The following is a 12,800-nucleotide window of genomic DNA, read 5'->3' as shown; positions in this document are numbered from 1 at the left end:
AGCTCGACGCAGGAAAAAATCCCCAAAGTCGCGAATTGATGGACGGGGGAGGGTTGATCTATGTGTAAAGAGAGTTTAAAAGGAGCAATAAAGGACACATTAATAGAAGAAAAGCTTATGCGAGCTATGATACATACTATACGGGGCGTAGGAAACAGCAGGCTGCGCCATCTGATTGCCCGCTACGGAAGTGCCGTAAACGCTTTGCAGCCAAGCAAAGGTAGTCAACACTCTCCAGAAGAGCATTGGCAGCAGCTGATTGCGCAGAAGTGCCAAGAAATCAATCCTGGGGAGGTTCTGGAAGCTTTACAAAGTCAAGGCATCAAGTTGATCATTCCCGAAGAAGAGGGTTATCCGGATTTGCTGCGTCAGTTGCCGGATGCTCCGCCCCTGCTCTATTACAAAGGAGCTTTGCCGGTCAGGCAAGAATGCCTGGCCATTGTGGGGGCTCGTAAAGCTACTCCTTACGGCAGAGCCGCGGCAGAAGCCCTGGCCAAGGACATCGCCGGACAGGGAATCGTGGTGGTGAGCGGGTTAGCCAGGGGTATCGATGCCGCTGCCCATCGGGGAGCACTGGCCGGTAAGGGAATAACCTGGGCGGTCATGGGCTGTGGGCTGAATCATATGTATCCGCCGGAAAATCAAAAGCTCGCCGAGGAAATCCTGGCAAAGGGAGGTGCTCTATGGAGCGAATTTCCTCCGGGAATGCCTCCGGAACCCCAATTCTTTCCGGCCCGCAATCGCTTAATCAGCGGAATGTCCAGAGGTGTCGTCGTTGTGGAAGCCGCCCTGAAAAGTGGAGCATTGATCACTGTGGATTTCGCCCTGGAGCAGGGCCGTGAAGTTTTTGCAGTGCCTGGACCTATTTTTAGCCAGATGAGTAAAGGTCCTCATCATCTGATCCGGCAAGGAGCCAAGCTGGTAGAGAGCTTTGAAGATATATGGGTTGAGATTCCTGCTTTTGCCGGAGTTGACCATCTGTCCCCCCCATCTCCAGACCGGGGTACGGAGTCAGTGGAGAGCGGAAAGCAAGAAGGCAAACGGGGAATAAGCAGCGAACAGCAGCAGATTCTGAACCAATTGAGTGATGTCCCTACCCATATTGATCAGATTACCATGAACTCAGAGGTTCCTCCTGAGCAAATTCCCTTGGCATTGCTTGAGCTCCAGCTGGCCGGCCGCATCGAGCAACTTCCCGGCCAACTTTATGTATTAGCGTATAAGTGCTAGACATACTATGGAAAAGAAGATACTATTAGGCTAGTTTATTTGTAACCCTTCAAGCTGAAGACATTCAAAATTTTGAAGATTTAGGCTTGTGATATACAATAGGAAAGTAAAAGAAGACGTTTGAGATTTCTTTGAGGTGATGTATGGCTAAAACACTCGTGATCGTTGAATCTCCGGCTAAGGCTAAATCCATAAGCAAATTTTTAAGCAATAATTATACGGTCAAAGCGTCCATGGGACATTTGCGGGATTTGCCCAAAAGCCAAATGGGAGTTGACGTAGACAATGACTTCGAACCCAAATATATAGCGATTCGTGGACGCGGGGATTTAATTAAAGAGCTGCGGGCCGCCGCGAAGACCGCTAATAAAATTCTCCTGGCCTCTGACCCCGACCGCGAGGGGGAAGCTATTGCCTGGCATTTAGGCCATCTGCTCGGTTTGGATCTAGCGGAGAAGTGCCGCATTGAATTCCATGAGATTACCAAACCGGCTATTACGGCTGCCATTAAACACCCCCGTCAGATCGATTCCAGTAAAGTAGATGCCCAACAAGCCCGTCGCGTCTTAGATCGTTTGGTGGGGTACCAGCTGAGTCCGTTCCTTTGGAGAAAAGTGAAAAAGGGCTTAAGTGCCGGCCGGGTTCAATCGGTTGCTGTTCGTTTAATTTGCGATCGGGAAGAAGAGATTCGGGAGTTCATCCCGGAAGAATACTGGACGTTGACCGCTTCCTTGAAAAGTGAGGGAGGGGTATTTTCGGCTAAGCTCGCCAGGAAAGGGGAGCACAGGATTGCCATTGCTTCGGAAGAAGAGATGCAGAAGGTTCTCCAAGAGCTGGCAGATCAGACCTACCGGGTTAAAGATGTTCGCACCAAGGAGAAAAAGAAACAACCTTCACCCCCCTTTACCACCAGCAGCCTGCAACAGGAAGCTCATCGCAAGCTGAATATGTCACCGAAAAGGACCATGATGCTGGCCCAGCAGCTCTATGAAGGGATCGAGCTGGGTAAGGCGGGAGGCATTGGTTTAATTACCTATATGCGTACCGACTCCGTGAGAATTTCAGAGACTGCCCAAGAAGAAGCCAAGGAGTTTATTGCCGAGCACTATGGGGCGGATTATTATCCTCCGGAACCCCGTCAATTTAAAAGCAAAGGCCGGGCCCAAGAAGCCCATGAGGCCATTCGCCCTACTTCCATATTGAGAACACCGGACTCCGTGAAGGAGTTCTTGTCCAGGGATCAACTGCGTCTTTACCGGTTAGTCTGGGAGCGTTTCCTGGCCAGCCAAATGAGTGCGGCTGTCCTTGATACCTTAACTGTTGAAGTGGAGGCCGGGGAGTACTTATTCCGTGCTAACGCTTCCACCGTGCGTTTCCCCGGGTATCTTGCCGTTTATGAAGATGGACAGGATGAGAATGACGACCAGGAAGAAGGGACCCTCGCGGCCAATATTCAACCTGATGAGAGTCTCAATGTCCTTCAGCTCCAGGAGAAGCAGCATTTTACAGAACCACCTCCCAAGTATACGGAAGCCTCTTTGGTACGCAAAATGGAGGAGGAGGGAATCGGCCGGCCCAGTACCTATGCTCCGACTATCGAAACCATTCAATCCCGGGGCTATGTGGCGAAGGAAGGGAAACAGCTTTCTCCCACTGAATTGGGAGAAATCGTCGTCTCTATTCTCAAAGAGTATTTCCCGGAGATCGTGGATTTGGAATTCACGGCCAATATGGAGAAAAGGCTGGATGATATTGAAGAAGGAGCTTTACCCTGGAAAGCCGTCATTCGGGATTTCTATGGCCCCTTTGCGGAATCCATAGAGGAAGCGGATCAGGTGATGGGTAAGGTACAAATCGAAGATAAGGTATCGGAAGAAATCTGTGAAAACTGCGGTCGCAATATGGTGATCAAAATGGGACGCTATGGTAAGTTTCTGGCCTGTCCGGGCTTCCCTGAATGCCGTAACACCAAACCTCTGCTGGAAGAGGTGGGAAGGCCCTGTCCTGACTGCGGGAACCCGCTGGTGATTCGGCGCAGCAAGAAGGGCAGAAAGTTCTATGGCTGCAGCACTTACCCGGAATGTGAGTTTGTATCATGGGAGTTGCCGGCGCCGGAGCCCTGTCCGAAATGCGGAGGGTTGATGGTGGTTAAGACTTCGAAGCAAGGGCAAAAATATGTCTGCACCAATTCCGAATGCCGTTTTGACAAGCAAGTAGAGGAGCAAGCAGAATAATATGTCAGCCATTAAAGTGATCGGAGCAGGTCTGGCCGGGGCGGAAGCCGCTTGGCAGATTGCCCGGCAAGGAATAGAAGTTGAGCTTTATGAGATGAGGCCGGTGCAAATGACACCGGCCCACCATACCGGCCATTTTGCCGAATTGGTCTGCAGCAACTCCCTTAAAGGAGCAGGGTTGGATAATGCGGCGGGGCTGTTGAAAGAAGAGATGCGCCGGCTGGATTCATTGCTCATGAGAGTGGCGGACCAGTATGCCGTGCCGGCAGGAGGCGCTTTAGCTGTTGATCGCGAGCAGTTTTCTCAGGAAATAACCAAATTGCTCCAAGAGCACCCCTTGATCCAGGTTCACCGGGAAGAAGTTAAGTCCCTTCCCCAAGCGGGTATTGCTGTGATCGCCACAGGGCCGCTGACCGCGGAGGACTTAGCTGGGGAGATTCAGCAGGTGACAGGTGAGGATGCCCTTGCTTTTTATGATGCCGCAGCCCCCATCGTTACTTTGGAATCGATTGATCTGGAAAAAGCCTTCTGGGCTTCGCGTTATGATAAGGGGGACCCTGATTACCTGAACTGCCCCATGACTGAGGAAGAGTATAAGCGGTTTTATCATGAGCTGCTTAAAGCCGAGACAGCTGAAGTGAAAGGCTTTGAAAAAGGGAAAGTCTTCGAAGGCTGTATGCCTGTGGAAGTCATGGCAGCCCGGGGAGAGCAAACCCTGACTTTTGGCCCCCTGAAACCTGTCGGTCTTATTGATGCACGGACAGGCCAACGCTCCTATGCCGTTGTCCAACTCCGCAAAGAAAACCGGGCGGGGACCCTCTTTAACCTGGTGGGATTCCAAACCCATCTCAAATGGGGAGAGCAACAGCGGGTTTTCCGTCTCATCCCGGGCTTGGAAAACGCTGAATTCGTCCGTTTCGGAGTCATGCACCGCAATACCTTCTTAAACGCCCCTAAGGTATTAAAAGCCGACTACAGCCTTCAGAAAACACCGCAGCTCTTTTTTGCCGGTCAAATCACCGGAGTGGAAGGGTATGTGGAATCCACGGCCAGCGGCTTAGTGGCAGGTCTCAATGCTGTGCGACGCCTTAAGAATCTGCCCACCCTCATTTTCCCCCAGGAAACAGCTCTGGGTGCTTTAGCCCGTCACTTAGAAGGATCTCCCAGTGTGGATTTTCAGCCGATGAGCATCAACTACGGCCTCCTTCCCCCGCTGGAAGTCCGTATCAAAGCGAAAAAGGAGAAAAACGCCAAAATCTCCGCCCGGGCGTTGGCGAGGCTGGAGGAGTTTAAAGCCGCAGAGGGACTGGATTAAACGAAAGCAGACTCTCCAGGATTTTGATTTACAGCGGTCGCTCCATAAGCTGCGCGGACAAAACTAACGCGAAAAGCCTGCCGCTACGAAAGGTGCCCCGCCAAATCGCTCCTGCTCAGTGGCGGGTTGGAAACGTCCTGTTTCCAACCTTTCTCCGCTGCAGGCTTTTCGCGAAGTTTTGTTTCCGCTCGCTTAAAGTCGCTTCCCTTCTGTAAATCAAAATCCTTGGGTTGTTTTTTAAGTTGTGCATGCAGGGCTTTGAAGGGATAAGCTGCTTGGCTTGACCTGAGTCACTTTTTCCGTCTTTGCCGACGCCGCTTGGGGCGGCAAGGTCGGCGATGGTAGCCGCAGTAGCACAAGCTGGCTTTCCCTTTTGGGGAAAGCTTAGGAGATGGCCGTGGAGATGACCACAGAAAAGACTTGCATGAGTCTCAAAAGAAGTGCTAAAAAGACCTGCAAGCAGTAGCTTTACGCACAAAAGCGAACGGATTTAGCGAAGGGGCGGTTAGGTGAACGAGGCTTTCTTAACGTAGCGGAGCCACGGTTCACATCAGGTACTACCCTGAGGTTTGGCACGAAAGTGTCCGGTGGACAGTTTCGCTCAAGGCGGCATTCCCCAAAGCATACTTATCCGCCGCAGATGAGCTGTTAAGAAAGCGAGTGAGCCAGCCCCGGAGCTAGGGAGTACGCGTTGTGCGTGAAGCTACGCGACCTGAACAAGCTACAAAGCCACCTCAAAGCCAAACCGCCCTATAGCCAAAACACTAAACAAACCGAGGTGAAAACGCCACCATGCAAGCCGATCATGCCCTCAGCCTATTCGACGGTCACCTAAAAACCCAAAACCGTTCCCAGCATACTCTCATGGCTTATCATAAGGACCTCATCCAATTTTTTGTGTTTGCCGCCCGGGAGCTGGGAGAAGAGCCGGAAAAAGTGACCGTCGATCAAGTGGATATTTATATCGTGCGCAGTTTCCTCGGTGAAATGACGGATCGGGGTCTGGAGAGAAAAAGCATGGCTCGCAAACTTTCTGCCTTGAGAGCCTTTTTTAAGTTCCTTTGCCGGGAGGGGATCCTGCAGAAAAACCCCATTCAGCGCATAGCCACCCCTAAGCTGGGCAGAAAGCTTCCCCACTTTCTCTCCCTGGAGGAATTGGATCGATTAATTCGCACTCCTGATTGTGCCACACTGCTGGGAGCGCGGGACCAGGTGATCCTGGAATTGCTCTATGGCTCAGGTTTACGGGTCAGCGAGCTGGCGGATCTTAACCGTCAGGATATCGATGCGGGAAGTTCTCTCTTGCGGGTTCGCGGCAAAGGAAATAAAGAGAGAATTGTTCCCTTGACCAACTATGCTCTGGAAGCCGCCCGCCAGTATCTGGAGATGAGAGAGGACAAACAAGAGGCCTTGCTTTTGAATTATCAGGGCACAAGGCTCTCCGTTCGTTCTATACGGCGAATTCTCGACGGATTGGCTTTGGAGGCTGGATTATCCCAACACCTTCATCCCCACATGCTTCGCCACTCCTTTGCCACCCACTTGCTTGATGGCGGAGCCGATCTCCGCAGTGTTCAGGAGCTTTTAGGGCATGCCAAGCTCTCCTCTACCCAGATTTACACTCATTTAACCAAGGAGCGTTTGCGGGAGGTTTATGAACAAAATCATCCCCGTGCTAAGAAAATGTGAGGAATTCGTAAATTTTCACAAAAAGACAACAATTGTACACAATTTCCCTTGACACTTACCCAATAATTCTGTAAACTGCCGATATAAGTCCTTCGGTAATATGTCAAGACTCTAAGCGAGTCAAATTTTCAGTTAGCTAATAATCAGTGGGCAAAAAAGGCAACAAGAAACCATCTCATTCCCAAACTATCGTGGGAAAAAGTTACAAAAATGGAGTATCGGTTAGCGCAATTCATGCTTGGTTTGCATTCCCCCTATTGCCATGTGGCCTATAGATTTGGTTGCTGCGTAGCAGAGCATCAACCATACGGACGAGTTTGCGTGCAGTAAGCACGAGAGCACGGCGATGATGATGAGTCTTACTTTCCGAAAATTTACGTTGGTAGAAGACCTTGTACTCTGGTTCCTTTTGGCGTACTAAGTTAGCAGCCTGGATGATATAACTGCGCAAGTAGGTGTTGCCAGTTCGGGTTAAGGGTGTGTCATCGGCTGTAAAATCACCTGACTGGTGGGTACGCCAGGTTAACCCAATAAACTTTGCTAAGGCTCCTTCATTCGGAAAACGACGGATGTCTCCGATCTCAGCAATAATACCAGCTGAAAGCACAGGGCCAATACCGGGAATGGTAATGAGCGTATTCGGGAAATGCCTGATTTCTGCTTCGATTGCCTTATCGATTTTCTTTACCTGCTTCTCCAAGGTGTGGATGGTTTCAATGCTCGTGGCCAGGATAAGGTTAATGGGTTGCAATAGGCTTCCACGCAGTCGATGGGCCTTGCGGGCAGCTTCCTTCAACTCTCTGGCTTTGGTTTCCGGATCCTCGAAATGACGTTTTCCTTTCTCCATGAGGAAATCAATCAGTTCATCAAGCGGTCGAGCCGCAACCTCTTCTGGAGAAAAAAACTCAAGTGTCAAGGATTCAGAAGTAGCGCCGAAAGTGTTACTAAAAACCGCACCTTGGGCAAGCGTGCTAAACTTCAAGAACAAGTTCGTGAGAAAATAATTCTTCTCTCTGGAAATCATCTCAATCAAATGACACCGAAAGCGAGTGAGGCGCTGTAAGGGTAAGTAGCGGAAATCGACCTGAGAGCCCTCTGGGAGCCGACCGAAGCGTAGACGTTCGGCAATGACCCAGGCATCAATCCAATCGTTTTTCGGAAGGTCCACATAAGCCTTCTTGAAATTAGCAACGACCTTGGGGTTAAAGGAATAAATTTGGGGCTGCAAAGGGGCTAAAGAATGGTCTTCCGCTAAGAACATTTGTAACGGCCAACTGTATACGGAAGTGGCCTCTAAACCAATAACCAGCCGGTCCACATTCACTTGAGCACAGGCGTCAAAGAGATATCGGGCAACTTGCTCACAACCAGGCTGATCATTCAAAGCCCGTAGCCTTTTAACCGGTTCATTACCACGCTCATCTAAGATTCGCACTTTAAAATCACTGGAACTCACATCAATACCGACAAATAAACTCAATTAAAATCACCTCACTTTCTGAGCCAAACAATTTGTAAGATTAACGTTGGGACCAGGCACCACAACAGGTCAACAACCTCGCCGAATCAGCACTTGTCCTAAAAAGACCTTGGATCCAACCGATCTGCTACTATCGGAGGAGTTCCCTTTAAGCTGTGCAACCTTCGAGTTAAAAGTTCAAATTGTGGGCTGGCAGTCAGACTTAAAAAGAGGTCAGAGCCTCAAGGAGGAAAAGGCTTTGCCAGAACGAACCTCACGGTACCATTTTGCTTGAAATCCCAACAAACTTAAATACTTTTTTGTTGTCAAAGAACGATCTGAGGAATCTCAGGTATTCCTCATCCTGAGCCTGTGGACAGTGCCAGCCTGTGGAAAAGCCCTTTGGGGTCTGTCCTAAAAGAGCTTTCCCAACAGGCTTTGGACAAGTCGAATTTGAAGTATGCCTTGGGGTTGACTTGTCCACACTGCCCACAGGCACGACGGCTGCATGGGGTATGCGTTATCCTGTGTGCATCTTGTTGCGGTTGACCATATCTACTGAATTTCCAGTTTTCTATGGTCATTTAAATACCCCACGTTCCATTAGTTTTTGGGACTCGTGGGGCAGGAACTAAATCAATTATACGAGGAGGTATTCCCATGTTCCACGCAACAACTATAGTTGCTGTAAAAAAGGGTGATCAGGTGGCAATGGCTGGCGATGGCCAGGTGACCATGGGTCAGGCCACGGTGATGAAGCATAAAGCAAGAAAAGTGCGCCGACTGTTCCATGGCAAGGTTCTGGCAGGATTTGCCGGTTCTGTCGCCGATGCTTTCACACTCTTCGAGAAGTTTGAAAATAAACTTGAGGAATACCAAGGAAATCTCCAGCGAGCTGCGGTGGAACTTGCTAAAGACTGGCGGATGGACAAAGCCCTCCGCAATCTTGAAGCCCTGCTCATTGTAGCAGATAAGCAAAGCATGCTCTTAATTTCCGGTTCCGGTGAGGTCATCGAACCTGACGATGGAATAGCAGCGATTGGCTCCGGCGGCAACTATGCTTTAGCAGCAGCCCGGGCATTGGTTAAAAATACAGATCTCCAACCTGCACAGCTTGTTCAAGAGGCTATGGAGGTCGCTTCATCCATTTGTGTCTATACCAATGACCAAATTATTGTTGAAGAATTGTAAGGAGGGGAGCCAATGGAACAACTAACACCACGGGAAACTGTCCGGGAATTGGATCGATACATCGTAGGTCAGAACCAAGCTAAGCGGGCAGTAGCCATAGCGCTCCGTAATCGCTACAGAAGATCCTTACTCCCCGAAGGGATGCAGGAGGAAGTTCTCCCGAAGAATATCCTGATGATTGGTCCCACAGGGGTTGGGAAAACCGAGATTGCCAGACGTCTGGCTAAGCTGGTGCGGGCTCCTTTTCTTAAAGTGGAAGCCACAAAGTTCACTGAAGTGGGCTATGTGGGAAGAGATGTGGAATCCATCGTCCGTGACTTAGTGGAAATTTCCTTGCGCATGGTTAAGGCGGAGAAGATGGAAGAAGTGGAGATTCAGGCTGCACAGGCTGCGGAAAAACGCCTTGAAGCCTTACTGGTTCCGGGGAAACGTCAAGAAAATAACTCGTCAAACCCTTTCCAGTTCTTGTTTAATCAAGGCCAGGAAAAGGAGGAGACGGTAACTCCCGAGATTGAAAGGGATCGGACCTTTATTCGGGAACGCTTGCACCGCGGGGAACTTGATGAGCAGGTCATCGAGGTTGAGGTAGAGGACAATCAACCCCTGCTGCCTGATTTCTTAGGAACCGGCATGGAGATCAATACGAATCTCCAGGATATGATGGCAGGTATGCTGCCTAAAAAGCGGCATAAACGAAAAGTCACCGTCCGCGAGGCCCGCCGTATCCTAACCACTGAAGAAGCCCAGAAGCTCATTGATCATGATGAAGCGGTTCAAGAAGCAATTCGCCGAGTTGAACAGGAAGGTATGGTTTTCCTCGACGAAATCGATAAGATTGCCGGAAGAGATGGAGCCTCGGGCCCCGATGTATCCAGGGGAGGTGTCCAAAGGGACATACTGCCCATTGTCGAAGGCTCTACCATTAATACAAAATACGGACCTGTCAAGACAGATCACATCCTGTTTATTGCGGCTGGTGCTTTCCATGTGGCCAAGCCATCAGACCTCATTCCCGAACTCCAGGGACGCTTTCCTATTCGGGTTGAACTGGAATCTCTGAGCATTGAGGATTTCCAACGGATTTTAACAGAACCTCAATCCTCATTGATAAAACAGTACAGCGCCTTGCTGGAAACCGAAGGGATAAAGGTCGAGTTTACAGAGAATGCTATTGATGAATTAGCAAAAGTTGCCTATGAGGTGAATTCCAACACGGAAAACATCGGAGCCAGAAGGCTTCATACTATCGTGGAAAGAGTCTTGGAGGAATTGTCCTTCGAAGCCTCGGAGCTGCCGGAAGATTATACGGTCACGATTAATCGGGAATATATTCAACACCGACTTGGCAATATCGTGAGGAACCAAGATCTTTCCAGGTATATCCTTTAACAGGAACTCGAATCAGCGTTTTAAATAATAGGAGGAATTTTCACCATGAAAAACTTATTGGAAAAAACAAGAGCGATTAGTAAATTAATTCAAAAAGCTGCCGGCCATTCCGTAGATTTTGACGAAATGGCCAATGTGCTCAGTGAATCTATTCAGTCCAATTGCTATATTGTAGGACGTCGCGGTAAAATTTTAGGCTATAGCTTTATGCAGAATTTTGGCTGCAACACCATGGAAGACATCGTCGTTCATACCGAGCGGTTCCCGGAAAGCTATAATGAAGGATTATTAAAGGTCACAGAAACCCGCTCCAATACCACTCAGGTAGCCAATGGCTGCGTTTTTAACGAAAAAGAGCGTTGCCATTTCAATAATAAAATCACGACGATTCTTCCGATTCTCGGCGGCGGCGAACGGGTAGGGACTTTGGTATTGGCAAAATTCGATCAGGATTTCAGTGAAGCAGACTTAATTCTTGCTGAATACGGAGCGACTGTAGTCGGTATGGAAATTCTGCGCATCAAAGCTGAGCGGGCGGAAGAAGAAGCGCGCAAGAAAGCGGCTGTTCAAATCGCTGTAGGTACTTTATCTTATTCCGAATTGGAAGCGGTGGAGCATATCTTTGCTGAATTGGGCGGCGGCGACGGCTTGCTGGTGGCCAGCAAGATCGCCGACCGGGTGGGAATTACCCGTTCCGTCATTGTCAACGCCTTAAGAAAATTTGAATCCGCCGGAGTGATTGAATCCAAATCCTTAGGGATGAAAGGAACCTACATCCGCGTCTTAAATGATTATCTCCTCGAAGAGTTGGACAAAATCAGCCACAACAAGTAATTACCGGACTCGTTTATTCCGTGTAAACACAAAGGTGGAGGGATCTGGATGGAAGAGCAGGTTTATTCCTATCAAGTGAAGCCTTTGCTGATTCCCGGGGGGCTATATCTGGTCATTACCCCTCTTGTTTTAGCTGTTTTACACTATGGACTTAAGATAGCGGCTTTAGAATTCAATGTGCTGCGGGTTATCTATTTACTCACGGCTCTGGGAATTGCCGCCATATGGCTTTATGGGCGGAGCAAGAATTTCCGGGTCAGTGACAATCAACTGGTCTTTGGTTCTCTGAGGGGAGAGCACAGCCTTTCCCCCGCCGAGATTCGCCGCATTGCTCTCTTCACCACCAAACAAGGTAAGGAGATCGTTCAGATCAAAACGAAGCAACAGGACTATTATCTTAGTGATCTCTATTTTCCTTTCCCTGAATTGATGACGGAGCTGGAGCAATACATCAGAGAGAATGAGATTCGGACAAACTTTTCCCGTGCCTAAGCTTTTTGTTGCATTAGAGTTATAATTGTGATATCCTATTCGCAGTGTGAAATGACTACACACGCAGAGGGATTGAGGCTTGCGTTCCCTAAAACAGGGTAAGCCAAGAGATGAACCTGCGGAGGAAAAAACAAGAAAGGAGGTGCAACACAATGGCTGTAATTTCTATGAAGCAATTACTAGAAGCCGGTGTTCACTTCGGTCATCAAACTCGTCGTTGGAATCCTAAAATGGCTCGTTACATTTTTACGGAGCGCAATGGTATTTATATCATTGACCTGCAAAAAACCGTAAGAAAGGTAGAGGAAGCCTACAATTACGTGCGGAATTTAGCGGCAGACGGTGGTACGGTTTTGTTTGTCGGTACCAAGAAGCAAGCTCAGGAGTCAGTGAAAGAAGAAGCTGAACGCTGCGGTATGTACTATGTCAATGAGCGTTGGCTCGGCGGCATGATGACCAACTTCCAAACCATTCAAAAGCGCGTCAGCCGTCTTCGTGAATTGGAAAAGATGGAAGCTGAAGGTGTATTCGAAGTTCTTCCTAAGAAAGAAGTTGCTGCACTTCGCCATGAAATGGAGAAGCTGGAGAGATTCTTAGGCGGAATCAAAAGCATGAAGAAACTTCCTGATGCTCTGTTTGTTGTGGATCCACGCAAAGAGCGGATCGCTGTGGCTGAAGCCCGCCGCTTGAACATCCCTATCGTTGGTATTGTGGATACGAACTGCGATCCTGATGAAATCGACGTGGTCATTCCAGCGAATGATGACGCCATTCGTGCAGTAAAGCTTTTAACAGGCCGTATAGCAGATGCCATCATTGAGGGACAACAAGGAAGCGATGAGGCTGAAGAAGCAGAAGAAGCTGCTGAAGAAGTCGTTGCTGAATAATTATCCCCCATACGGGTAAATGTAGATTAAGTAGAGGGGCAGGGTGAAGAAGGGTTGGTTAAGCTTCCCGGATGCTCATC

Annotated in this window: 10 protein-coding genes; 9 read left to right on the top strand and 1 reads right to left on the bottom strand. The window is 49.1% G+C overall.

What is annotated here, in order from left to right; genetic code table 11:
* The first annotated feature begins 60 nt into the window (after positions 1 to 60).
* The 4 genes from dprA to xerC all read left to right on the top strand — a co-directional run bounded on the left by dprA (position 61) and on the right by xerC (position 6,468).
* A complete protein-coding gene (gene dprA / locus DHAF_RS18560; RefSeq protein WP_005813280.1) occupies positions 61 to 1,230 on the top strand; it encodes a DNA-processing protein DprA in 1,170 nt (389 codons plus the stop codon).
* A 143-nt stretch (positions 1,231 to 1,373) separates the two neighbouring features.
* Entirely contained in the window at positions 1,374 to 3,464 is a 2,091-nt protein-coding gene (gene topA / locus DHAF_RS18555; RefSeq protein ID WP_005813282.1) for a type I DNA topoisomerase, read from the top strand.
* Between the two features lies 1 nt (position 3,465).
* Positions 3,466 to 4,779, top strand: coding sequence for a methylenetetrahydrofolate--tRNA-(uracil(54)-C(5))-methyltransferase (FADH(2)-oxidizing) TrmFO (gene trmFO, locus DHAF_RS18550; protein WP_015944745.1), 1,314 nt, complete (start codon positions 3,466 to 3,468; stop codon positions 4,777 to 4,779).
* Between the two features lie 792 nt (positions 4,780 to 5,571).
* A complete protein-coding gene (gene xerC / locus DHAF_RS18545) occupies positions 5,572 to 6,468 on the top strand; it encodes a tyrosine recombinase XerC (protein WP_015944744.1) in 897 nt (298 codons plus the stop codon).
* A 232-nt stretch (positions 6,469 to 6,700) separates the two neighbouring features.
* Here xerC and DHAF_RS18540 read toward each other — a convergent pair whose 3' ends face one another.
* Positions 6,701 to 7,948: an IS110-like element ISDha12 family transposase gene (locus DHAF_RS18540; RefSeq protein WP_005808714.1), complete on the bottom strand. Its 1,248-nt coding sequence runs from the start codon at positions 7,946 to 7,948 to the stop codon at positions 6,701 to 6,703.
* A 639-nt stretch (positions 7,949 to 8,587) separates the two neighbouring features.
* Here DHAF_RS18540 and hslV point away from each other — a divergent pair.
* From hslV to rpsB, 5 genes are all read left to right on the top strand, one after another.
* The gene (gene hslV / locus DHAF_RS18535; protein WP_005810679.1) at positions 8,588 to 9,118 is read left to right on the top strand and encodes an ATP-dependent protease subunit HslV; all 531 of its coding nucleotides are present in this window, start codon (positions 8,588 to 8,590) and stop codon (positions 9,116 to 9,118) included.
* Positions 9,119 to 9,130: 12 nt separating this feature from the next.
* Positions 9,131 to 10,507: an ATP-dependent protease ATPase subunit HslU gene (gene hslU / locus DHAF_RS18530; protein WP_005810678.1), complete on the top strand. Its 1,377-nt coding sequence runs from the start codon at positions 9,131 to 9,133 to the stop codon at positions 10,505 to 10,507.
* 45 nt (positions 10,508 to 10,552) lie between these two features.
* Entirely contained in the window at positions 10,553 to 11,341 is a 789-nt protein-coding gene (gene codY, locus DHAF_RS18525) for a GTP-sensing pleiotropic transcriptional regulator CodY (RefSeq protein ID WP_005810676.1), read from the top strand.
* A 48-nt stretch (positions 11,342 to 11,389) separates the two neighbouring features.
* Entirely contained in the window at positions 11,390 to 11,833 is a 444-nt protein-coding gene (locus tag DHAF_RS18520) for a hypothetical protein (RefSeq protein ID WP_011460418.1), read from the top strand.
* 152 nt (positions 11,834 to 11,985) lie between these two features.
* The gene (gene rpsB / locus DHAF_RS18515; RefSeq protein WP_011460417.1) at positions 11,986 to 12,720 is read left to right on the top strand and encodes a 30S ribosomal protein S2; all 735 of its coding nucleotides are present in this window, start codon (positions 11,986 to 11,988) and stop codon (positions 12,718 to 12,720) included.
* Positions 12,721 to 12,800 lie beyond the last annotated feature (80 nt).

Source organism: Desulfitobacterium hafniense DCB-2, from assembly GCF_000021925.1.
Taxonomy (GTDB): domain Bacteria; phylum Bacillota; class Desulfitobacteriia; order Desulfitobacteriales; family Desulfitobacteriaceae; genus Desulfitobacterium; species Desulfitobacterium hafniense.
The sequence above is the reverse complement of the archived record's forward strand: the minus strand, read 5'-3'. Positions and strand labels throughout refer to the sequence as shown.